This window comes from Alicyclobacillus dauci, assembly GCF_026651605.1.
GTDB classification, from domain to species: Bacteria; Bacillota; Bacilli; order Alicyclobacillales; family Alicyclobacillaceae; genus Alicyclobacillus; species Alicyclobacillus dauci.
Map to the genome: position 1 here is coordinate 206,593 of NZ_CP104064.1, position 22,258 is coordinate 228,850.

Consider the following 22,258-nt stretch of genomic DNA (forward strand, 5'->3'; position numbering starts at 1 on the left):
CTGGAAGGCCCGACCGAAAGCATGGAGGCGCTTAGCAACGACGATGGACTCCTCATGCGCCATCGCGGCCGTCCTCACACAAGTCATGAGCAACACGCCGACAACGTTGCTCCTTGCGCCTGTCATGATTCAGACGGCGACCGCTCTGCACTACAACCCGATCCCCTTCGTCGTCACTGTAGTTGTCGCAGTCACCGCGTCCCCTATGACGTACATCAGCCACAAGGTGTTTCTCATCATCATGCGTCCCGGGGGCTACAGGTATCAGGACTACGCGAGGCTCGGCGTACCTTTGACGATCCTCTTTTTCGCCGCAACCATGCTCATCGTACCGAGGATTTGGCCATTTTGAGCAGGAATTCGCGAGAGGACAATGGCGGCTAGTGCAGAACCTTTGATCATCGCAGCGTTTGAGAAGTCGTTCGAACAGCCTTACAGAACGGTCAATTTAGCCGTGACTGTTTGGACACGCTCTTTCGCAGTAAACTCAATTTAGTAGGGTTGCAATGTGTTCAAGGAAGAAGGAGCGTGGTTTCTATGCAGACGATCCGCTGGGGCGTACTGAGCACAGCACGCATTGCGGAACAACAGTTGATTCCAGCCATCAAGGGAGCAAACAACGCCGAGTTATTGGCGGTAGCCAGTCGGGACGAACAGAAGGGTCAAGCATTCGCGAGTCGGCTAGGTATTCCCAAAGTTTATGGCAGCTATGAGGCATTGCTTGAAGATCCGGACATCGATGCTGTCTACATACCGCTCCCCAACCACTTGCATGCAGAGTGGACGATAAAAGCTGCAGAAAAGAGAAAACACGTCCTCTGTGAAAAGCCAGCCGGATTGACGGCCGAGCAAGCAAAGCAAATGACTGACGCCTGCAAGCAAGCGGGTGTAGTGTTTGCCGAGGCGTTCATGTATCAACATCATCCACTTTGGAAACGAGTCCACGAAGTCATCCGCAACGTAGTTATCGGGGATGTTCGAATGGTGAATGCGAACTTTTCTTTCCCGTTAACGCGGGAAGGGGACATTCGCCTCAACCCGATCATGGGGGGCGGAGCACTGTACGATGTCGGTTCATATTGTGTTCACGCGATTCGCACCATCGCCAGTGACGCACGCCCTGTCAAGGTGACGGCGACAGCGAATTTCGCTGAGGACGGCGTCGTGGACAAATCGTTGGCGGCGGCCATTCGCTTCGAAAATGGCATTTTGGCTCACTTCGACTGCTCTTTTGAAGTGACAAATCGGCAACATGTCGAGATCGTCGGAACGGAGGGTACCATCACCATTCCGTGGCCATTCCGACCAGACAAGGGAGAGCCAAAACTTCTCATTCGCACCCAGTCTGGTGAGCGTACGGAAATGATTGACCCGTCTCCAATGTACGTGCTGCAGGTTGAAGATTTTGGCCGGTCCATCGAGAACGGCACTTCCCCTCTGAATCGAGTGGAAGATACGCTTCACAACATGGAGATCATCGACATGGTGTTCGAGGCTGCGGGGAGAAAGTCAGTGTCGCTGTGAGCGGGTCGGTCCGCCGGCGGTAGTATGCGTTTGACGCGTGGGTCGGGGGCGAGGTGAGCGGGTGCGCTGCGGTAGTATGCGTTTGAGCGCGGGCCGGGGCGAAGCGGGTGAGTGTGCAACGGACTACAGTTCCCTTGTGGCGCTCCAGCCGGTACATGAAAGTGAACAAAGGAACATGAGTCACTTATAGGTGGGCGAGCAAAGATTTTTTTACTTAATATGATGGCATAACGGAATAAACGTCCTCTATCCGTCAGGGATGGCAATTGAATCATCAACAGCGGAATCAGAGTACCTAATTGCCGAGGCTCCCGAGGCTCCCGAGGCTCCCGAGGCTCCCGAGGCTCCCGAGTGCCCCGCGCGTCCCGCGATGCCCACGCCGCCCACCCCACCGTACAACTTAGACTAGAGTTTTGCATCCATACACGGTAAACTAGATATTAATATCTGATTATTCTGTTCAACTCGATAGCGATTCGATGGAGGAGATTGGACTTGGCGTTGAGAGAAGATGCACTGTTATTGCACGAGCGGAACAAAGGCAAGCTCGCGGTGGTATCCAAAGTCCAAGTTGAGAACGAACGAGACTTGAGTCTCGCGTACTCCCCGGGGGTAGCTGAACCGTGCCGAGAGATCCACCGTGATGTCTCCAAGGCATACGTTTACACCGGGAAAGGGAATGCCGTGGCCGTCGTCTCCAATGGGACGGCTGTGCTGGGGCTTGGAAATATTGGCGCCGCAGCTGCATTGCCTGTCATGGAAGGGAAAGCGGTGCTATTCAAGGCTTTTGCCGATATCGACGCTTATCCAATCTGCCTCGATACACAGGATCCGGAAGAAGTCATTCGCACGGTGAAGCTTTTAGCGAATCAGTTCGGTGGAGTGAATCTTGAGGATATCGCCGCTCCCATGTGTTTTGAAATAGAAGATAGGTTGAAACGGGAGACAAATATTCCAATCTTTCACGACGATCAGCACGGCACCGCCATCGTCACCCTCGCCGGCCTGATCAACGCCCTAAAGTTCGTCGACAAGAAGATGAGTGATGTCCGAATCGTCGTTAACGGAGCCGGAGCTGCGGGCATTGCGACGGTGAACCTATTGCGATCCGTCGGCGCAAAAAACATTATCATCTGTGATTCGAAGGGGGCGCTGTATGAGGATCGAGATGTGGTGATGACCGGGGTCAAACGCATCATGGCAGAAAATACGAACCGGGATAAGGTGAAAGGTGCACTTGACGACGTGATCGCTGGGGCGGACGTGTTTATTGGCGTGTCGGTAGCGGGGGCCTTAACATCGGAAATGGTTCATCGCATGAATAGTAAGCCGATCATCTTTGCCATGGCTAATCCAGATCCGGAAATTCTACCCGATACCGCGAAAGCGGCGGGGGTGGCGGTTATTGGTACAGGCCGATCCGATTTTCCGAATCAAGTGAACAATGTACTGGCTTTCCCCGGTATCTTCCGAGGTGCGCTGGATGTTCACGCATACGCCATTACGGAGAACATGAAGTTGGCAGCGGCGAATGCTATTGCTAGCCTTGTCGCCGACGAGGAACTGAATGCGGATTACGTCATTCCTAAGCCATTCGATCCGAGGGTTGTACCGGCTGTCGCGGCAGCTGTAGCCCAGGCTGCACGGGAAGACAATGTCATTCGGGACGGGGAATTAGAGTTGCAACGCTGAGTTTGCTGTTTCTCGCAGGCGGGTTTTCGAATGATGAAAACCCGTCTTTTTTATGAATTTTTACTATTAAGCTAATGCAACTGCAATCATGCAGTGCGACGTGCATGTCATCGTGGTAAACCGAGTGAGAGACTACTTTGCTGTGGGCTCGTCTGACGATATATCTAGAATTCAAACGGACGCGGCGACTTTGTTGGCCTCGTTACCTGTGTATCGCTTTTATTGTTTTCGTTGTGATGAGTGGCGTGATGTTGAAGCTTTAAGGGTAGTCGTGGCTGGTCCCCATTGTCCACGTTGTGGTCAAGAGATGAAGCCGGTTGAGCTGGAGCGGATTCAACTGGATTTGTTTTCTCAGCGACGGAAGAGTAAGAGTAGACGCCGGAGTGTAGTTATGAACTTTCTTGGTCCGGTTGGGTTGTTTGTACTTTTTGGTTTGATGTTGGGGAGCATTCTTAGCATAACATCAAAGGAACAACGATGAGTTAGATAAATTGGGACACCGAACGTCCACTCGTTTTCGCTACCGAGCCGCGTATTCGAGTAAAGACCGCACTCGAGTTCGGGTCTCGGCTTTCACGCTCATTCTTCGCACCACGGGTCCCCGGCATGCTGAAGGCAACTGAAAAGAGTAGCGCTTTTATAGGCGTGGAAAGTATACGCCCCAGGAATGCACCTGGTGCTTTCGATATCTCATGCTAGGGCAGCAGGGAGTCCTGGGTCTTATTATCATTCACCGTTAATGGAATTACAGATAGAAACCAATGAGTGAATAACCGATGCCTTGGGCACTAATTCACCTAGTCCAAATGACCGGCCACCTTTTTTGCCAGCGACCCAACCGGTAAAGAAAGAAATTTTTCACTCACTTACCTTGTATTATTTAGTGGTATATTATATGGTGTATTGTAGTAGGAGGTGGTTGGTTTGGATATTGATAGGGAGGTTCTAAAAGGCTACATTGATACCATTTTATTGAGCTTGCTACATAAAGAACCGCTCTATGGATATGAATTAGTCAAACGATCACGGGAAAACTCCGATGGAACCTTTGAGATTAAAGAGGCAACGTTGTATCTTGCATTGAAGCGTACGGAGAAAAATGGTTATACGGAGTCTTACTGGGACAACTCAGAAAGCGGTGGAGGACGTCGAAAGTATTACAAATTAACAGATGAAGGTAGGTCAAGACTGCAAAGCAAGAAGTCTGAGTGGGAGTATTTGAAATGTACTATGGACAAATTTCTTGGAGGTGTTGATCTGTGACTAGCTCCGTATTGCTTGACAGAGATATGAAGAGAAGAGTCCATATAGCCGTAGATCGAATATGCAATAAAATCAGTGAACCTCAAAATGTAGTCAGTGACCTCCGAGAGGAACTAACCGCGAACATACTAGCGAGCATTCAAGAACTCGTGCACAATGGACATTCTATAGAAACGGCTGTTGAACTTGCCATTCAGCATTTTGGAGAACCGAGCACTGTGTTACCTGAAATAAGAGGACTTGTTCGCATTCAAAGAGTTTTTGCAAAGTGGCTTTTAGCGGTTACTCTTATAATTGGGGGTTTGGGTGCCTTTTGCATAACTTTTAACTCAATCGTGAACTCCAGGATTGAGCCCTATTATAACAGACAAATAACGACTGCTATCGAGAAAATGGCTAACCAAGAAAACATTCAATCGAGTATTCCGTTAACATTCGAAAATAACGTGAAAAGCCTAGTAGATAAAACACCCTATGTAACCGGGGTTGGTATGAGCGTTCTGAAAGCCAATACACCCCCAAACAAAACTCCGTTCCAATTTGTTTATCCGAATTCACTAAAACAGATTGAAACGAATGGGATATTCCTACGGATGATGAACAACAGACTATTTACAAACTTAGCCCCTACACTCGCTCTTTATTGCCCAATAAAAGGTACAACAGACAGGATACTTTATGTTGAAATTGTAGGAACTCACAGTTCATACGAATTCGGTATTTTAGGCGTGTGTCTCCTGTCTGTTTACTGGGCATTATTCTCGGCGTGGGGAATTATCAATGCAATATACAACCGCAGGTTTAATATCTGGTGGGGAATATCCATGATCATGTTCAATCTACTTGGATACTTTGCTTATGAACTATTCAATAGAAAAAGTCGCAGATTTGTGAGCGGTTAATGATGTGGTGAAGAAAGGAGGGGGCTACTGCCCCCTCATAAGACTGAATACATATTACAAAATTTCCTGGTATCGTTATCTTTGTCCATCATAAACTTCGCCAAAGGAGTCGTCAGTGATACCATCATTCACTCGGAATGCAACTTGACAATTCGATAGCGTTCCGCTGCCGTAAATATACCGTAGTACACCACTGCCCCAATAGTTACCGGCAACATCAATCGTTCCCCAAACTGTATCGGGTAAAATTGTGTGGTGTTGTGCGATCTCGTAAGTGATGTCTGCAGAAACATTTGGCATATACTCGGACCTTTGTTGCAAGTTTAAAGTTTGTATGTTGGTGCCGCTGGCATTCGCAGTAAATGTAGCGTTTGAGTAAAACCATCCGCCGCCACCGTGTGCTGGGTCGTTTGCCACAGACCAGTTCCATGTCCCGATTTGAGGTGCGGACATAGGACTTACCGAAAGCTGGGGTGCAGCGGCACCTGCTGTATTAAAGGCGGATGACTGAGGTGTAACGGGGGCGTTTTCGATCAACACTTTCCACGAATTATTGTCTTGGACGACGTCATACGCGTAGTCAACGGTATGACCATCCTTGAATTTTAGATTCGTGTTAAAGAAGAAACCGCCGCTATTGTCTGAGTTAGAACCAGTAATCTTGTATTGTACAAGTTGATTACTCGGTAACGAGAGAGTTTGTTGATAGTCAGCACCGAGTCTGCTTTGTGGCATACGGGTGTCATTTACGCTAGCGATTAATTGATTGATGTCTCCGGCTTCTGCCGCCGTCAAGTAATTTTGTAACGTGTTTTTTGCTGCCTCCTCATTATTACTTGTCGTTGTGGCGGCGAAGGCTGTTCCAAATCCCGAAGAAGCGATGGTTGCGATTGCTGATAGAGCTAGAAGACTTTTCTTCATTCGTTTCACTCCTTGTTAAATTTGGTAAATTCAGTTTTATTTTCAAACCAAGTCCACTAAATGTAAATGAGCCATCAGTCTCTTTTAATATTTAAAAAATTATGTTATATTGTATTTCGTTTCTTTTTTTAAAATGGTATGTTTATTTAATTTATCAGGCCCACCGAATGCCCACCCGTTTTCGCTACCGAGCTAACCGGTGAGAAAAGCACTTTCCGCTGGGTCTCGGCTTCACGTTCATGCTTGCACCACGGGTCCCCGGCCTGGTGGGTAGACAATAAAAAGAGCAGCGCTGGTTGTCGTGGATCCTGAAGAACCTCGGATTCACGACAACCAGCGGGGAACTTGGATGCCCCAGGTATGCACCTGGGGCTTTTGTCTCATGCTTAGGGGAGCCGGGGCCTCCATCGCGGTAGGCTATCACGGCGCTTCTCCCCATAAAGCGTTTTGTTCTCCTTACCCTCCCTTCGGTCCGGTACCGCCCAAAACACTTTATGGCGAGCCTCTGCTTGCCGTGATTATGCCGACTCGCAAGGGCCCCCCAAAGGGGCGCATGGGACGGAGAGTGATAAACATGGGAAAACACGTAGACACGACAGTAAAAAACTTCTGAGCATGTGGGAGACAGGTGACCTACCGAAAGCCCTTGCCAAAACGATGCTTGGACGCCAAGCCGGTAACCGCCCTTGCGATGCGTGGTGTTTAGCGAATCAAATCATCATGATCGTTAGCGGTACTGAAGATGCGTGTGGTTTTAACCAATGGCAAGAAGTCGGTCGCAGGGTGAAAAAGGGTGCAAAGGCGATCTGCATTTTCGGACCACTAAAAAAACCATCACTGAACAGAACGAAATTGGGGACATTGTTCAAGTGATCACAGAGATTGCAGCCCAGACAAACCTGCTATCTCTCAATGCGGCCATTGAAGCTACGCGGGCTGGGAAACAGGGACGTGGATTCATCTCACAGGCGCTCACGTCCATGGCGGAGCGATTGCAAGAATTGGTGAGCAAATTTAAGCTCAAGTAACAGAGGGCCATTTTTGGTACGTTTGGTACCTAGTGATCTCATTAACGTATACCCTCATCCTGTCTAATGGATCGGGATGAGGGTTCTCTTCTGTTTGAGTTCGATCTCTTGCTCCTGGCGTACAAAACATGTTCTTAGGGATTTATCAAACCCTTCAGCCGTTACTTACCGGCTTCCATCAGGGATCGAAAGGCATCCTCGACGCGTTCGAGGTGAAGACGCATCACTTCGACGGCGTCATCGGTGTCTTGTGTCGAAATTGCCGTATACATTCTTTCGTGTTCTTCAAACAAGTTGGCAGCGGACTCGCGCTCCCGGCAGAGCCACAATTTGCGAGTATCCCGGATGGTACGCATCATGGTGGAAGACAGATTTTCCATCATACCGGCCAAGATACGATTTTGAGTGGCTCGCGCGATGGCGCGGTGGAAACTGACATCGTGAATTTGGCTCAGTTCTTCGTTGCCGATGGCGCTCCGCATTTCCTCTACGATCCGCCTCAACTCCTGCAGGTCTTCTGACGTGCGGTGGACAGCGGCGAGGCCGATGGTGCCCACTTCAAGTACTTTGCGGACTTGTAAAAGCTCTCTCAGCTCCGAGACAGATCCGAGTGACTTGAAACTGTTTCGGCTAAAGTGTTCCACAGAATGACTTGATACGTACGTGCCATCCCCTTGTACAGATTCGATGAGGCCCTCTGCTTTGAGGATGCTGAGCGCTTCACGAATGGTGGACTTGCCCACATAAAATTGCTTGGCCAGATTGTCTATGGTTGCCAATTTTTCTCCTGGCTTCAGATTGCCCTCGTGAATCCGGTTGCGAAGATCATCGGCGATGATTTCATATGCCTTTTTTGTCAACTGCATGGTCTTGTCCTCCGTACCGAAGGTGGGATTTAAACGAATTGTCTCTCAATTAATTTACAAAATGTTTCGTAATCATGATACAGTATTATAAAACAAATTCATCTGATGACCTGCTGAATTTTGGAGGTGCTGATGTTTATATGATGGATGAGGAAGTACTTGTCCAGCTGCGAAATATCGTGGGAAAGAACCGAGTTCTAACACGAGGAAACGAATTGTACACCTATTCGTTTGATGCTACGCCTATTGTGCAAGCGCAACCAGACGTTGTTGTCATGCCTGGGGACACGCGCGAAGTTGCGGAAATTCTTAAGCTCGCCCATGTCAACCAGATTCCCGTCATTCCACGCGGCTCCGGGACAAATCTAGCAGGTGGAACGGTGCCAGTGGAGGGCGGGATCGTCCTCAACATGACCCGATTCAACAAGATCTTGGAGATAGATGAAAAGAATCTCACCGCGACGGTTGGGCCTGGCGTCATCACTGCGGAGTTTCACAAGGCCGTCGAGGAGTGTGGTTTCTTTTACCCTCCGGATCCAGGCAGTATGCGGATTTCCACCATCGGCGGCAACGTCGCCCAGTGTGCCGGCGGAATGAGAGGGCTCAAGTACGGTGTAACCAAGGATTACGTCATGGGACTCGAGTATGTATTGCCGACGGGACAAATCCTGCGCTGCGGGGGAAAGAACTACAAGGACGTCGCTGGGTACGATTTGACCCGGTTGTTGGTGGGATCGGAAGGGACGCTTGCTGTCATCACCGAGATCACGCTGAAGCTGTTGCCTCGCCCGGAGACGAAACGGACACTTGTGGTCTTCTGTCATCAGATGGTCGACGCGGCGAGAATCGTGGAACGCACAATCGCGGAGAAAATCATCCCGGCCACGATGGAATTTCTCGATCAGGCCACCATGCAAGTCGTCGACGACTTCTCTCACCTTGGCTTACCTCGAAATGTGGCGGCGATGCTGCTTCTTGAGCAGGACGGATCGGAGGAGCAAGTGGTTCGGGATGTGGATAGAATTGCCGAGATTGCACGAGAGGAAGGCGTGGCAGACGTTCAATTGGCGAAGACAGCCGAGGAAGGTGCGAAGTTGATGGCCGCTCGTCGATCCGCCTTGGCCGCACTCTCAAGACTTCGACCGACGACCATTCTGGAGGACGCAACGGTACCTCGTTCGCAGTTGGCGCAGATGGTGGAAGCCATCATCCAAATTTCAGCGAAGCACCAGGTCCAGATTTGCACATTTGGTCACGCGGGAGATGGGAATCTCCATCCCACGTGTATGACGGATGAGCGAAATCACGAGGAGATCAAGCGCGTAGAAGAGGCATTCCGGGAGATCTTTGCAACGGCGCTGGCACTCGGCGGCACCATCACGGGTGAGCACGGAGTGGGCATGGCGAAGATGGCGTACTTGCCGCAGCGTGTAGGTGAGGGAGGCATCGAATTGATGCAAGCGATTAAGCAAGCGTTCGATCCCCACGGCATCATGAACCCGGGCAAGGTTGTGGCGAAAGCGGCGAGATCGAGAGTTGTGGTGAGAAACGCATGATAGACGTACTGAAGAAATTCGACATGGACGAGTTGCTCAACTGTATGCACTGTGGCTTTTGCCTGCCCGCTTGCCCAACGTTTCAGCAGACGGGCCTCGAAACGTACAGTCCGCGCGGCAGAATTGCTCTGATGAAAGGTGTCGCTGAATCGAAACTGCCTATCGATGAAGAGTTCGAGCACAACATGTACGCGTGTCTCGGTTGCCGCGCCTGCGAGACGGCGTGTCCGGCTGGCGTAAAGTACGGTGAGTTGATAGAGACGGCGCGGGAAGTGGTCGAGGATACCAAGAAAGCGGCGGGGAGACAGTCGTTTGGCCGGAGAATTGTCTTGAAAAGGTTATTTATGCATCCGAGACGCATGAAACTAACGGGGCGTGCCCTGTGGGCTCTTCAAGCAAGCGGCTTGCAGGAGCTCGCGAGCAAAACGGGTCTCGTGCAGATCCTTCCTCGTGAAATGACGGAAATGCAGGTTGCGGTTGATAGGGTGGCTTCGCCGGCGGATCGGAAAAAGCGGACACGGGTAGTCAAAGCGGAACAGCGTGCGCCGGTTGCACGAAAAGTAGGTTTATTCACCGGTTGCATCATGGATGTCATGTTTTACGAGACGAATCAAGCGACGGCACGGCTGCTATCGAAAGCGGGCTGTGATGTTGTGTTTGTCGATCAACAACAGTGCTGCGGCGCGCTCCACGCGCATTCCGGTGAGAAGGCGGATGCAAAGGTACTGGCGAAACAGAACATCGAGGCGTTTGAGGCGCTCGATTTGGACGTGATCGTCAATAATGCCGGGGGCTGTGGTGCCGCACTCAAGGAGTATCACCACTGGCTGAAAGACGATCCGGTGTGGGCGGATAGAGCACGCAACTTTGTCGCCAAGGTACGGGATATCAGTGAACTGCTGACCACCTTGCCGCTTCAAGTGACGAAGACACTCAATGCTAGAGTCACGTACCAGGATTCATGTCACCTTGCACACGGTCAAGGTGTCCGCAAACAACCACGCGATCTCATTCGCAGCATACCCGGCGTTGAATACATCGAGATGGAGAATGCGGATGGCTGTTGCGGATCGGCGGGGATTTACAACATTACGAACTTCGACATGTCGATGCGTGTCTTGGACGACAAGATGAACCATGTGGCTGACGCAAAAGCCAGCATTGTTGTCACGGCGAACCCAGGCTGTTTGCTGCAGATGAAAAAAGGGATTATTCGAGCAGGGCTTGAGGGGCGAATGGAAGCCGTACACATTGTGGATCTCTTGGATCGGCTCGTGTAACTCATACGGCGAGTCATGTATTCTTGTGGATAAACTTTTTAAATTGATATATGTTTGATTGAAAATATAGTTCGCATTGTTTGGATAACGAGGAGGTTCGCTAGTGGCAAACACGTTCCTTGTGCAGAGAGCTGAAGCAAGTGATATCCCAGCACTGGGTGAACTGCTGGATTCAGTGTTTCGACCGCAGTTAGTACCTGGTCAAGGCATGCCAAAAGAATTTCCCCACCTCATTTGTGCAGAGAATGCCCACAATATTTATTTTGTATCGGATAATGGCCGGCCTGTGAGCATGGTTGCCGTCCTCATTCAGGAAACAGTCTTTCAAGGCGTGACGATGCCCGTCGTTTCTATTGGGTCTGTTTGCACGCGCCGAGCGTACGAAGGTCGCGGGATTTCTTCGCAGATTTTGGATCAGGTCATCAGGGACCTCAAGGCGGACGAGATTCCCTTGATGCTCGTTTCAGGAACCCGGGGCCTCTATCGTCGCATTCACTGTGTGCCAGTCGGGAAAATGTACGAAGTGGAATGGTCTGCCGATGCAGCTGTAGCTGCGACGAGTGAAGTGGCTGCCGGACAGGAACTGTTTCGGGTTTGTGAGATTCCGGGCGAGCAGAAAGGCGCTGTCTCCAAACGTCTTGCCGCCATCTACCGCGCGGAAGCGTACCGCTTTCGGCGAACCGACGAACAGATGGAGCAACTGTTGGATGCGCTTTGGTTCCAGCGGGATGGACATGATCAAAGGTTGTTTACCATCGAACAAGGGACGAATACGGTAGCATACGCTGTGGCCTACGAGGACAAAGACCGCCCGGGCATTGTCACTGTAATGGAATGGGCTGGCAGCCGCACAGCTTTCTTGATGAGTGCGACACCAATTTTAAAAGCGTTCGGTGCAACCAAGTTGGTTTGGCATGTGCACGTGGACGATTGTGAAATGCGAGCCAAATTACGCACCATGGGCATCACGGCAACGACTATGTCACTGCAAGGGACTGTCCGCGCACTGGACGTGCCGAGGCTGTTCTCGTACCTTCAGCCAATTTTGCGCGAGCGTTTTGGCGGAGAGGTTAAAGCCGTGGAAACAGATGGCAAGTGGAGAGTTCAGTCACCGCTTCCCACAATGGAGTTCACGGACATTGAGGACATTGTCAGATGGTTGTTTGATCACGAAGAAAATTGCCTTAGGATCCCGTTTGTTCACACAGACGATTTGAATTTTATCTAGTTCCTTCGAAGCACGAACGGATACAGATGGCGGTCAATCGATAGGGGCGGTTTACATGAAACAAGGGGAAATCCGTGAGCTAGTCGGCGAACTCATGGTTACTGGATTTGACAGCCTTGCCGTGAACGATCACGCCAAGCAATTGGTAGGCAAGCACCGAGTGAAGAACATTATCCTGTTCAAGCGCAACGTGGAGTCAATGGAACAAGTTACGGAGTTAAACGAAACGCTGCAGGATTGCGCACGCACCGCCGGCCACGAACTTCCGCTGATTATCTGCACGGATCAGGAAAACGGCATCGTGCGCCGTCTTGCACCAGGGCTGCCGGGGCTGCCAGGGAACATGGCCGTGGGCGCGACGGGCAACCCGGACAACGCATACCGAGTGGGGCAGTTAACCGCCCGACAATTGCTCCGTATGGGCGTAAACATGAACTTGGCCCCCGTACTCGACGTCAACAACAACCCGGCAAATCCAGTCATTGGCGTGCGCTCATACGGCGAAGACCCTAATCGTGTAGCGGAGTTTGGCATCTCCATGATCCAAGGGTTACAGGAGTGTGGCGTGATCGCGTGCGGGAAACACTTCCCGGGCCACGGTGACACGTCCATCGACTCCCACTTAGCACTTCCTGAAATTTCTCACCCCCTGTCCCGCCTCGAAGAAATTGAGCTGAAACCGTTTCGCCGAGCCATCGCAGGGGGATTGGATGTCATCATGACGGCGCACGTTGTCTTTTCATCGATTGAGCCGCGCCATATTCCCGCCACGCTGTCGCGCCTTGTTCTCACACGCTTCCTGCGTGAGGAGCTAGGTTTCCAAGGTGTTATCACGACGGATTGCTTGGAGATGAACGCCATATCCGAGACAATTGGTGTCGGCGAGGGAGCGGTGCAGGCACTGGCCGCCGGGGCTGATATGATCATGGTGTCGCATCGGCTGGATCGGCAGGAGGACGCCATTGAGTCTATCGTGAACGCCGTCCTGGACGGTCGAATCCCGGAAGAACGCCTGGTGGATGCAGCCACCAGGGTCCGTGAGATGCGCGAACGCCGGCTGAGATTGGACGGGGATGAGGTGCCGGTGTCGGGAGGGAAGAAAGACGACCTGTTGTGCGAAGCCATTGCACTGCAGCAGGATGTATGTGCGCAGGCTGCCACAATTGTTTCGAATGATCACGGCGACTTGCCCCTGAGCCCGAAGGATATTGAGCGGGTTCACGTGTTGGTCGACACAACGATGCCGCGCATGTCCGCAGCCGACAACGCCGCGTCGCATCAGTTTCTCGTTGATGCTATAGAGACAGCGATACCGGGAAGCCAGATCATTCTACACCGCATCGACACAACGGTACCGGAGCGAACCGCCTTTGAAGAGGATGACTTGATTATCGCCGGGTTGAGTGGGTGTGGGAATGCTGCGTATATTGCATTTCTTCAGGATCTTGTGAAGTCCGATTTACGGTTGGTTTTGATAGCGCTTCAAAGCCCGTATGACTTGGCTGCCGTGCCCGGAGCACCAACGAGTGTGGCGGTTTACGAATACACCCCGTGGATGGTCGAAGCGGGGGTAGATGCACTGTTTGGCAGAGGCGGACAGGGAAGGCTGCCCGTATCAGTGGTGTTAGCGGTTGAATGACTGCCTGACGCCGGCCCGGGGATCTACAGGGCTGGGTGCGGCGACCGGCCGGGGGCGGACCAGCGGGCCTGAGTGTGGGGCCGGGCCGGGATTAACGGACTAAAATGCCGTTGATGATTGGAACCGCAGCGGTTTCACATGAACAAGGAACCCCGATTCCCCTATCCACGTAGCCAAGGTATGAAAACCGGGAGCATTACCGGTGTAAGGGTATTTCGTTCCGTTGTTGCCATGTACTGATTAGCCTTGATGCAATAGGGGAACGTAGTTCCCTACCCGATGCGCTCCCCGCCCCACGCCGCCCCATCCCTATACAAACAAAGGGGCTGCCACTGGCGTCCCGTGGGCGGTCTCACCCTTCCCATCCCGGCCGAACCTAATCGATCTTATGCTTGGCAATCACATTCCGAGTTGCTTCTAGTGCATTGTACACGTGGTCTTTGTCCTGGTTAGCAAGATAGATAAACACCGTGTCGATGAGAACGAGGGCAGCAATGCGAGATGCCGTGGCCGCGACGCGAACGGTTGGTTCGACCGCGCTGACGTATAGACACACGTCTGCCAACCGGCTTAGTGGTGTGTCGCCAAATCGGGTAAGGGCAATGACGGTGGCTTGATTCTCCTTCGCGATCTCGGCAACTTCAAAAACATCCGACGTTGTCCCCGAGTATGAGACTGCCAAGAAGACATCGTGTTCATGTAATTGAGCCGCCAGCATTGCACCTTCGTGGAAATCTCTAGCGTTATTCACAGGTAGGCCGATTCGCATGAGCTTTTGGGCGATGTCATCCGCAACAACTCCGGACGCACCAACGCCCATGGTCACGGTGGTTCTGGCTTGGAATAGTGCTTGTACTGTCTTTTCCACATCGGATTCTTTGAGAAGTCGAAGCGTATTTTGAATCGAATGGATGTTGCTGTCTTCGACGGAATGGAGAATGTTACCGAAAGAGCTGCCGCTTGCGAGTTCCACATATTTAGTTTGTGACTTTGATTGGAGATCACTAGCGACACGCAACTTGAAATCGTGATATCCGTCAAACCCAAGCGACTTCCAAAGACGAACAACGGCCGCTGGACTTCCCGAACTAGACTGCGCCAGGTCCTGTACCGTCATGTTTACGAATTCGGCGGGATGATCGAGGATGTATTTGGCAATACGAGCTTCCGACTCGGGCAAGCTTGGAATCGATTCTTCTAGTCGAACCAGCCCTCCCCCAGGCATATATAGCATACCGTCGCCTTCTTCCTACATACCTACAATGGGTTAATGAAATATACAAATTGTGTAACCAAACACATGTTGTCGACTATTTGTACGTGTTTCCTTCGTTTCCTCACAAAAAATGCAAAACTATTACAAATAATTCTATTCACCGTATCCGTAATCCTATTGTACCAGTGTTAGAATTTTTTTTCGATGTCATACTGCAAAAACTGAAAAAATATATTGACGGAGTAGGTTAGCTGCTTTAGCATGGTTGCAACAGGATCTTGTATTCCGGTCAAATGAGAACGTTATGAAAGCGCAATCGCTGTCACTCCGTTGTGAAAGCGTACGGTCGTACGACCCCGACCGGCACTCGTTCTCTATTGATAAATGAAAATTCGAAAGATAATGAAGGGGGACTCTGAAATGAGGTTCAAGAAAGCACTTCTAACCTTGGTTCCTGCTGCTGCGTTGTTGACTGTTGTGTCAGGTTGTTCGTCGGGCGGATCGGCAAATTCGAGTTCAAATTCCAGTTCTAGTTCGAGTTCAAGCGCGACGACAATGACTATTGCGACAGATGACGGCTCGCCAACTTTCCAAGACAATTTTAATCCATTTCTCGCTGCGAACATGCGTAAAGGTGTCGCTTGGATTTACGAGACGCTATATTATATTAACTCTCAAGACGGCAAGGAAACCCCATGGCTCGCGACGAGCTACAAGTGGGACACTCCTACGCAATTGACGTTTACCATTCGTGACGGTGTGAAATGGAACGATGGGCAGCCATTTACCGCTGACGACGTGGCGTTTACATTCAACATGTTGAAGAAATATCCGGCACTTGATACCCAGGGTGTCTGGCAGTCGCTTGACAGCGTGACAGCTAGCGGAAGCAATGTCGTGTTTAAGTTTAAGCAGCCAGACAGCCCTGATTTCACGTATATCAACATCGTCCCCATTGTGCCAAAACACGTTTGGTCTAAGGTCTCTGATCCGACGACGTTTACGAACGCGGATAATCCTGTTGGCACGGGCGCATACATGTTGGATAAGTACAGCCCCTATCAATACACGATGAAACGAAACCCTAACTACTGGCAAGCTGATAAAATTCAAATTCCCGAACTGAAGTTTCCGGCTCTAAACGGTGCAGATACAGTGGACTTAAACCTCTCAAAAGGCGAGTACGATTGGACGCAAGCATACGTTCCAGATATTCAAAAGACATACGTTTCGAAAGACCCTCAGAACAACCACTACTGGTATGCACCGTCCGACGCGTCGAATATCGTGTTCAATGATCAAAAGTTCCCCTTTAACAACGTCAAGTTCCGTCAAGCTCTGGAATATGGCATCAACCGTCAAGAACTCAGCACCAAAGGTGAGAACGGATATGACACACCGGCCGATCCGACAGGTCTCCGCTTACCGGGCCAGGATAAATACCTCGATAAATCATTGGCGGCTCAGTATCCGTACGAATATGACCCCCAGAAAGCTGCGCAACTCTTGCAGTCGATGGGACTGAAGAAGAATTCTTCGGGCCAATACGTGGGGCCGGACGGCAAACCAATCGAATTCACCATCATTGTTCCAACGGGCTGGAACGACTGGATCACCGACTGTAACTTAATCAAGGACGAACTTGGAAAGATCGGTATCACAGTGGACGTGCAGACACCTTCGTTCACGACTTGGATGACGAATATTCAGAGTGGGCAATACGGGATGACCTTTACAACAGGTCTCAACCTGTATGACCCGTGGTTTTACTATAACCTCTACTTGAACAGTGCGAACGCGGGCGGAAACGGCAAGAAGGCGCACGGTAACTACGAAAACTGGAATGACCCTGCAACAGATAAACTGCTGGCAGAATACAAAGCAACGACAGATGACGCCAAGAAAACGCAAATTATTCAACAGTTAGAAAAGACGATGTTGACTCAGGTGCCACTCATCCCACTGTTCTACAACGCGAACTGGAACCAGTACAGTACAAAGAAATACGAAGGCTGGCCTGACGCGAACAACCCATATGCGACCCCGAGCTTCACCATCCCAGACATCGAGATGATCATGACGCATTTGACGGTGAAGAAGTAGGCGAATCGATACAGCCCCGGCACGGTGTTGCCGGGGTGGTGGTGAAGGGGGTCGCTCGATGAGACATTTTATCAGACGGACATTTATCTTATTGCTCACACTTTGGACTGCGGTCACACTCAACTTCTTTATTCCACGCCTAATGCCGGGAAATCCAGCGGAGGCCATCCTCGCCAAATTTCAAAGCAAAGGGAATCTCTCGGAGGCCTCCGTTCATGCGCTGGAAGTGATGTTTGGCATCAATACACACCAGACGATGCTCCAGCAGTACTGGCAGTATTGGAGAGAAGTGTTTCGCTTTGACTTTGGGCTGTCGTACACCTATTACCCCCAAACCGTCAGCTCACTCATTGCACAAGCACTGCCCTGGACGTTGATTTTGATCGGTGTGACGACGGTCATTGGCTTCATCGGAGGTACGCTGCTGGGGATTTTTGCAGCATGGCGAAACGGGACGAAGACAGACGCCATATTAACCCTAACGAGCACTATTACGCAAATTTTTCCCTACTTTTGGTTTGCCTTGCTGTGTGTTTATTTTCTTGCCTTTTTGTTGCACATCTTTCCACTGTCACAGGGCTATAGTGCGGATTTCATGCCCGGATGGGACACAGGGTTCATTTTAAGTGCCATCTATCACTCCATCCTGCCGGCCTTGACGATATTGGTAACCTCCGTCGGCGGTTGGCTGCTCGGTATGCGCAACAACATGATCTCCGTCCTTTCGGAGGACTACATTACGCTTGGCAAAGCCAAAGGATTATCGAATACGACAGTTGCACTGCAATATGCCGCACGAAACGCCATTCTTCCCAGTTTGACTGGATTTGCATTAAACCTCGGCTTTATCGTCGGAGGCAATGTACTGGTTGAAGTGGTCTTTGCTTATCCCGGACTTGGAAATCTATTGTTCACGGCCGTAACGAACGAAGACTATCCGCTGATGCAGGCGATTTTCCTCATTATCGTGGTCTGTGTCGTGCTTGCAAATTTCGTTGCCGATCTCGTCAACGTTCTGATAGACCCACGAATTCGAAGGGCGGGTGGTTGATGTGAGAGATTGGTCAGCACACTATTTACGCCCGTTCTGGGTGAATAAAAAAGCACGCGTCGGTGTCATTATTCTCGTCTGTTTCGTGATTCTGGCCATCTTTGCGCCACTTATCGCGCCTTATTCGCCGATTGACAAGAGTTTTGACTCGATGGCCGGTCCCAGCATGAAACACCTGTTTGGGACAACCCAAATCGGCCAAGACGTGTTCTCTGAGTGGGTATGGGGAACGCGAACGTCGCTTTTGGTGGGATGCATCGCGGGGTTGTCGTCGACATTTCTCGGTTTGCTCATCGGACTCTTAGCAGGCTACCTGCCTGGTGTCGTTGACGAAATTCTCTCCTACGTGATGAACGTGTTTCTTGTGTTGCCTGCACTGCCGTTGATGATCGTGCTGGCGGCTTATTCGCCCGTCAAAGGAATGGGGCTCATCATCCTGGTCATCGTCTTCACCGGCTGGGCGTGGGGCGCACGGGTATTTCGAGCACAGGTGAGCACGCTGCGGACTCGCGACTACATTGTCGCCGCCCGATTTGCAGGTGACTCGCTGCCGCGAGTTCTCTTTAAAGAAATTTTCCCAAACATGTTGTCCCTTGTTGCGGCTGGCGCCTTCAGTGCAGCCATCACAGCTATCCTTGCCGAAGCGGGGCTCGAGTTCCTTGGTCTAGGCGACCCGACGATGCTCAGCTGGGGAACGATGATGTTCTGGGCGCAAAACAGTGGAGCACTGCTGCAAGGACAGTGGGCGTGGATGTTGGTTCCGGGTGCGTCCATTTCACTCCTCGGCGCGTCGCTTATCCTGATGAACTTTGCCGTTGACCAATTAAGCAATCCACGTCTGAAAAAGAGGTGACCCGAGCACATGCCATTACTTGAAGTTTCTCAGTTACAAGTCGAATACGCAAGTCAGGGTGTACCCTTTCAAGCCGTGCGGGGTGTTTCGTTCACTTTGGAAGACGGTGAGTTCATCGGTATCGTTGGCGAGTCGGGTTGCGGCAAATCGACGCTTGGTTTTGCCATCACGAGGCTCCTGCGCGACCCCGGGCACATCTCAGGTGGCAGAGTCCTGTTCATGGATAAAGATCTGGCACAACTTGACGACGCAGCCTTACAACCCATGCGCTGGGCGGATTTTTCAATTGTCATGCAGAGCGGCATGAACGCCCTCAACCCGGTTCTCACCATACGCCGCCAGTTTGAGGACGCGTTTCAAGCGCATGGATTCCGCAACAAACGAGAAATGGCCGAACGAATTCGAACGTTGCTCCGCATGGTCAAGATTGACCCACAGTTTGCGGATCGCTACCCGCACGAGTTATCCGGCGGCATGAAGCAGCGCGTGTCCATTGCACTCGCCATGGCCTTAAGCCCCAAGCTTATCGTCATGGATGAACCAACGACGGCACTCGACGTCGTCGTTCAGCGATCCATCATTCAAAATCTGAAGCAACTGCGTCGCGAGAAGACGTTCTCAGCTATTTTCATCAGCCACGATCTCGGCACCGTCCTCGAATTGGCCGACAAAGTGGCTGTCATGTATGCGGGTCAGTTTATGGAGATCCAAAGTGCACGAAGCATTCTCGAACATCCGCTGCATCCCTACACCAAGGCCCTGTTGAAATGCTTTCCCGATCCGATGGCGGAACACATTGAAATAGCGGGGATTCCAGGGAGTCCGCCGGACATGAAACGACCGCCAAAAGGCTGTCCGTTTGCGCCACGGTGTGAATTTGTACAGGACAGATGCCGTGACGAGATGCCCGAGTACCGACGAGTCGGCGATAGTTACGTTGCTTGTCACTTTCCCGGTGTCGAAGGAGGGTCGAAATGAGCGACTACATCCTAGAACTGAACAATGTCTTAAAAATCTACCGCAAAAAGAAGCAAGGGAAGAAGGAGTTTGTCCGGGCTGCCAATGACGTTTCCATTCAACTGAAGCCAAACAAGATTCTTGCACTTGTCGGCGAGAGCGGAAGCGGCAAAACGACGCTGGCGCGTCTCGTCACCGGGATCGAGCGAGCGGACGAAGGAGAAATCCGGTTTCATGGCGAGATCGTGTCCGGACTGGCAGGCCGGCGACTGGCAGACTATCGCCGGCGGGTGCAAATGGTGTTCCAAGACCCGTTTGCTTCTATCAATCCTTTGAACAGCGTGTACTACACACTGTCTCGGCCGCTCGCCAACTACGTGAATTTGTCCGGGAAAGCGCTGCGAGCACGGGTTCTGGACTTGTTGCGCACCGTGCATTTGACGCCCGCCGAAGACTTTCAGGGGAAGCTGCCGTATGAGCTGTCGGGGGGCCAACTGCAACGTGTCGGCATCGCGCGGGCGCTCGCGCCAGGGCCGGAACTGATTGTGGCGGACGAACCGGTTTCCATGCTCGATGTCTCCATCAGGGCTGAGGTTCTGCAACTGCTTGGCGAGCTGCGGGATTCTCACGGGGTTTCCGTCGTGTACATCACACACGATCTCGTTTCCGCCCGCATCCTGGCAGACGAAATTGTCGTCCTCTACCGAGGCACGGTGGTCGAGCGCGGAAACGCGAATACCGTGGTGCGCTTTCCGAAACACCCGTATACGCGCTTGCTGCTCAGCTCCATTCCGGATCCGTGGCACCCGGACAGGGAGACGACGGAAGACGTAGCCCAGGGAGAAATGCGAGAGACAGGGCACGGTGGTTGTGTTTTCGCCGACAGGTGTGTCATGGCCATGGACAAATGCCGCCAAGGCGAGCCGCGCTTGGCACGGTTGAGTGACCAGCAGCACGTGTCTTGCTTCCTCTATACCGAAGAACAGGAGGACACGCTTCATGAGCCAGCTCGGAGTTGAACAACTGTTGCAGCACCGTCGGGATTTGCTCAAGGGTCGCCGCGTAGGGTTGGTTTCAAATTACACCGTGACAGATTCTGGGTTTCGGCCAGTCATCCGACTGTTCGCGGAGTCGGATGATTGGCACCTGACGAAACTGTTTGGCCCAGAACACGGTGTGAAAAACAGCGCCAAGGAAGGTGAAGAAGTCGACACCACGGTAGATGAGGCAACCGGTCTCCCGGCATACAGTCTCTACGGACCGCATAAGAAACCTACTCCGGAGATGCTTGAAGGGCTCGATGTCTTAGTCATCGATTTGGTGGACATCGGAGCCCGCTATTACACCAATATGAATACACTCGCGTACTGCATGGAGGCGTGTGGGGAACTTGGGCTGCCTTGTGTGGTGCCGGATCGGCCTAATCCAATCAACGGGGTGACGCGAGAGGGGAATATTCTCGATCCGGCGTTCACATCGTTTGTCGGCATGCACCTGATTCCCAATCGACACGGGCTCACCATGGGCGAATTGGCTGGATTTATCAACTCGCGACTGCCGAGCCCGTGCGAGTTGACGGTTGTCGAGATGACGGATTGGACACGTGACATGCTGCTCACGGATACCGGTCTGCCCTTTGTCCCGTCCTCTCCGAATACGACCAGTTTGGACATGGCCCTCCTGTACCCAGGGACCTGTTTTTTCGAGGGGGTCAACGTAAGCCTGGGACGGGGGACGGTGCATCCGTTTGAGTACGTTGGTGCCCCGTACATGAAAGCGCACGTGTTGACCGACTGGTTTAACGCACAGGAATTTCCCGGCGTTGTCGCACGGCCAATCTATTTCGTCCCAACGTACTCCCAGTACACGGGTGAGCTTTGTGAGGGGATTTCGTTGCATGTGACGGCGGCGAGATCGATGGAGCCGGTACGGATGGGCGTCGTCTTGCTGCAGGGGTTGGCTGAACTGTACGAACAGGACTTTGCGTTCTTGGGACTCGACAAGACGGCCAAACCGTTTATCGATCTCCTAGCGGGCACATCCAAACTCCGCACTTATGTTCAAGCGGGGCGCGCGCTCGACTATCTCGACGAGGCGGAGGGTGACCTGGAGCAGTTTAACCAGGAAATCAAGCCGTTTGAACTGTATGCCACACAAGGATAAAGAAACGGGGGAGCGT

21 protein-coding genes are annotated in these 22,258 nt (G+C 51.7%); 18 read left to right on the top strand and 3 right to left on the bottom strand.

The window, feature by feature from the left end; all coding sequences use genetic code 11:
* The first annotated feature begins 43 nt into the window (after positions 1–43).
* The 6 genes from NZD86_RS01030 to NZD86_RS01055 all read left to right on the top strand — a co-directional run bounded on the left by NZD86_RS01030 (position 44) and on the right by NZD86_RS01055 (position 5,381).
* Positions 44–352: a transporter permease gene (locus tag NZD86_RS01030; RefSeq protein ID WP_268044613.1), complete on the top strand. Its 309-nt coding sequence runs from the start codon at positions 44–46 to the stop codon at positions 350–352.
* Between the two features lie 185 nt (positions 353–537).
* Complete coding sequence (locus tag NZD86_RS01035; protein ID WP_268044614.1) at positions 538–1,524, top strand: Gfo/Idh/MocA family protein; 987 nt, start codon at positions 538–540, stop codon at positions 1,522–1,524.
* Between the two features lie 495 nt (positions 1,525–2,019).
* Positions 2,020–3,216: an NAD(P)-dependent malic enzyme gene (locus NZD86_RS01040; protein ID WP_268044615.1), complete on the top strand. Its 1,197-nt coding sequence runs from the start codon at positions 2,020–2,022 to the stop codon at positions 3,214–3,216.
* Positions 3,217–3,340: 124 nt separating this feature from the next.
* Complete coding sequence (locus tag NZD86_RS01045) at positions 3,341–3,697, top strand: hypothetical protein (protein WP_268044616.1); 357 nt, start codon at positions 3,341–3,343, stop codon at positions 3,695–3,697.
* 443 nt (positions 3,698–4,140) lie between these two features.
* Positions 4,141–4,479 carry a PadR family transcriptional regulator gene (locus NZD86_RS01050; RefSeq protein WP_268044617.1) on the top strand — a complete coding sequence of 113 codons (339 nt, stop codon included), beginning with the start codon at positions 4,141–4,143 and terminating at the stop codon, positions 4,477–4,479.
* Positions 4,476–5,381: a permease prefix domain 1-containing protein gene (locus NZD86_RS01055; RefSeq protein WP_268044619.1), complete on the top strand. Its 906-nt coding sequence runs from the start codon at positions 4,476–4,478 to the stop codon at positions 5,379–5,381. Before NZD86_RS01050 ends, NZD86_RS01055 begins: the two co-directional genes overlap by 4 nt.
* A gap of 75 nt (positions 5,382–5,456) precedes the next feature.
* On the opposite strand, the gene NZD86_RS01060 is transcribed toward NZD86_RS01055, so the two are convergent.
* A complete protein-coding gene (locus tag NZD86_RS01060) occupies positions 5,457–6,302 on the bottom strand; it encodes a hypothetical protein (protein WP_268044620.1) in 846 nt (281 codons plus the stop codon).
* Between the two features lie 615 nt (positions 6,303–6,917).
* Between NZD86_RS01060 and NZD86_RS01065 the strand changes: the two genes are divergently transcribed.
* A complete protein-coding gene (locus NZD86_RS01065; protein ID WP_268047023.1) occupies positions 6,918–7,175 on the top strand; it encodes a hypothetical protein in 258 nt (85 codons plus the stop codon).
* Positions 7,172–7,330, top strand: a complete 159-nt coding sequence (locus tag NZD86_RS24625; RefSeq protein ID WP_407655194.1) for a methyl-accepting chemotaxis protein — start codon at positions 7,172–7,174, stop codon at positions 7,328–7,330. The genes NZD86_RS01065 and NZD86_RS24625 overlap by 4 nt, the downstream gene beginning before the upstream one ends.
* Positions 7,331–7,491: 161 nt before the next feature.
* Here the strand turns inward: NZD86_RS24625 and NZD86_RS01075 are convergent, their stop codons facing one another.
* Positions 7,492–8,196 (bottom strand): FadR/GntR family transcriptional regulator, encoded by a 705-nt coding sequence (locus tag NZD86_RS01075; RefSeq protein ID WP_268044621.1) that lies wholly within the window; start codon positions 8,194–8,196, stop codon positions 7,492–7,494.
* 140 nt (positions 8,197–8,336) lie between these two features.
* Here NZD86_RS01075 and NZD86_RS01080 point away from each other — a divergent pair, with 140 nt between their 5' ends.
* From NZD86_RS01080 to nagZ, 4 genes are all read left to right on the top strand, one after another.
* Complete coding sequence (locus NZD86_RS01080; RefSeq protein WP_268046744.1) at positions 8,337–9,752, top strand: FAD-binding oxidoreductase; 1,416 nt, start codon at positions 8,337–8,339, stop codon at positions 9,750–9,752.
* The gene (locus NZD86_RS01085; protein ID WP_268044623.1) at positions 9,749–11,032 is read left to right on the top strand and encodes a (Fe-S)-binding protein; all 1,284 of its coding nucleotides are present in this window, start codon (positions 9,749–9,751) and stop codon (positions 11,030–11,032) included. The genes NZD86_RS01080 and NZD86_RS01085 overlap by 4 nt, the downstream gene beginning before the upstream one ends.
* 103 nt (positions 11,033–11,135) lie before the next feature.
* On the top strand, positions 11,136–12,260 hold the full coding sequence (locus NZD86_RS01090) for a GNAT family N-acetyltransferase (protein WP_268044624.1): 1,125 nt from the start codon (positions 11,136–11,138) through the stop codon (positions 12,258–12,260).
* 55 nt (positions 12,261–12,315) lie between these two features.
* Complete coding sequence (gene nagZ, locus NZD86_RS01095; protein ID WP_268044625.1) at positions 12,316–13,899, top strand: beta-N-acetylhexosaminidase; 1,584 nt, start codon at positions 12,316–12,318, stop codon at positions 13,897–13,899.
* 376 nt (positions 13,900–14,275) lie between these two features.
* On the opposite strand, the gene NZD86_RS01100 is transcribed toward nagZ, so the two are convergent.
* On the bottom strand, positions 14,276–15,133 hold the full coding sequence (locus NZD86_RS01100) for a MurR/RpiR family transcriptional regulator (RefSeq protein WP_268044626.1): 858 nt from the start codon (positions 15,131–15,133) through the stop codon (positions 14,276–14,278).
* Positions 15,134–15,535: 402 nt separating this feature from the next.
* Between NZD86_RS01100 and NZD86_RS01105 the strand changes: the two genes are divergently transcribed.
* From NZD86_RS01105 to NZD86_RS01130, 6 genes are read left to right on the top strand one after another with little or no spacing between them, the layout of a single operon-like run.
* Positions 15,536–17,218: an ABC transporter substrate-binding protein gene (locus NZD86_RS01105; RefSeq protein ID WP_268044627.1), complete on the top strand. Its 1,683-nt coding sequence runs from the start codon at positions 15,536–15,538 to the stop codon at positions 17,216–17,218.
* 58 nt (positions 17,219–17,276) lie between these two features.
* Positions 17,277–18,269, top strand: a complete 993-nt coding sequence (locus NZD86_RS01110; protein ID WP_268044628.1) for an ABC transporter permease — start codon at positions 17,277–17,279, stop codon at positions 18,267–18,269.
* A 40-nt stretch (positions 18,270–18,309) separates the two neighbouring features.
* Positions 18,310–19,122, top strand: coding sequence for an ABC transporter permease (locus tag NZD86_RS01115; RefSeq protein WP_268044629.1), 813 nt, complete (start codon positions 18,310–18,312; stop codon positions 19,120–19,122).
* A gap of 9 nt (positions 19,123–19,131) precedes the next feature.
* Positions 19,132–20,100, top strand: coding sequence for an ABC transporter ATP-binding protein (locus NZD86_RS01120; RefSeq protein ID WP_268044630.1), 969 nt, complete (start codon positions 19,132–19,134; stop codon positions 20,098–20,100).
* On the top strand, positions 20,097–21,098 hold the full coding sequence (locus NZD86_RS01125) for an ABC transporter ATP-binding protein (RefSeq protein ID WP_268044631.1): 1,002 nt from the start codon (positions 20,097–20,099) through the stop codon (positions 21,096–21,098). The genes NZD86_RS01120 and NZD86_RS01125 overlap by 4 nt, the downstream gene beginning before the upstream one ends.
* Complete coding sequence (locus tag NZD86_RS01130) at positions 21,079–22,242, top strand: exo-beta-N-acetylmuramidase NamZ family protein (protein WP_268044632.1); 1,164 nt, start codon at positions 21,079–21,081, stop codon at positions 22,240–22,242. Before NZD86_RS01125 ends, NZD86_RS01130 begins: the two co-directional genes overlap by 20 nt.
* Positions 22,243–22,258: the final 16 nt, after the last annotated feature.

Bases quoted from the DNA above. Each gene is read 5' to 3' on its own strand.
- NZD86_RS01100 (WP_268044626.1), bottom strand. From the start codon at position 15,133: ATGCTATATATGCCTGGGGGAGGGCTGGTTCGACTAGAAGAATCGATT.
- NZD86_RS01120 (WP_268044630.1), top strand. From the start codon at position 19,132: ATGCCATTACTTGAAGTTTCTCAGTTACAAGTCGAATACGCAAGTCAG.
- NZD86_RS01060 (WP_268044620.1), bottom strand. From the start codon at position 6,302: ATGAAGAAAAGTCTTCTAGCTCTATCAGCAATCGCAACCATCGCTTCT.
- NZD86_RS01125 (WP_268044631.1), top strand. From the start codon at position 20,097: ATGAGCGACTACATCCTAGAACTGAACAATGTCTTAAAAATCTACCGC.
- NZD86_RS01080 (WP_268046744.1), top strand. From the start codon at position 8,337: ATGATGGATGAGGAAGTACTTGTCCAGCTGCGAAATATCGTGGGAAAG.
- NZD86_RS01085 (WP_268044623.1), top strand. From the start codon at position 9,749: ATGATAGACGTACTGAAGAAATTCGACATGGACGAGTTGCTCAACTGT.
- NZD86_RS01105 (WP_268044627.1), top strand. From the start codon at position 15,536: ATGAGGTTCAAGAAAGCACTTCTAACCTTGGTTCCTGCTGCTGCGTTG.
- NZD86_RS01035 (WP_268044614.1), top strand. From the start codon at position 538: ATGCAGACGATCCGCTGGGGCGTACTGAGCACAGCACGCATTGCGGAA.
- nagZ (WP_268044625.1), top strand. From the start codon at position 12,316: ATGAAACAAGGGGAAATCCGTGAGCTAGTCGGCGAACTCATGGTTACT.
- NZD86_RS01130 (WP_268044632.1), top strand. From the start codon at position 21,079: ATGAGCCAGCTCGGAGTTGAACAACTGTTGCAGCACCGTCGGGATTTG.
- NZD86_RS01065 (WP_268047023.1), top strand. From the start codon at position 6,918: ATGTGGGAGACAGGTGACCTACCGAAAGCCCTTGCCAAAACGATGCTT.
- NZD86_RS01075 (WP_268044621.1), bottom strand. From the start codon at position 8,196: ATGCAGTTGACAAAAAAGGCATATGAAATCATCGCCGATGATCTTCGC.
- NZD86_RS01110 (WP_268044628.1), top strand. From the start codon at position 17,277: ATGAGACATTTTATCAGACGGACATTTATCTTATTGCTCACACTTTGG.
- NZD86_RS01030 (WP_268044613.1), top strand. From the start codon at position 44: ATGGACTCCTCATGCGCCATCGCGGCCGTCCTCACACAAGTCATGAGC.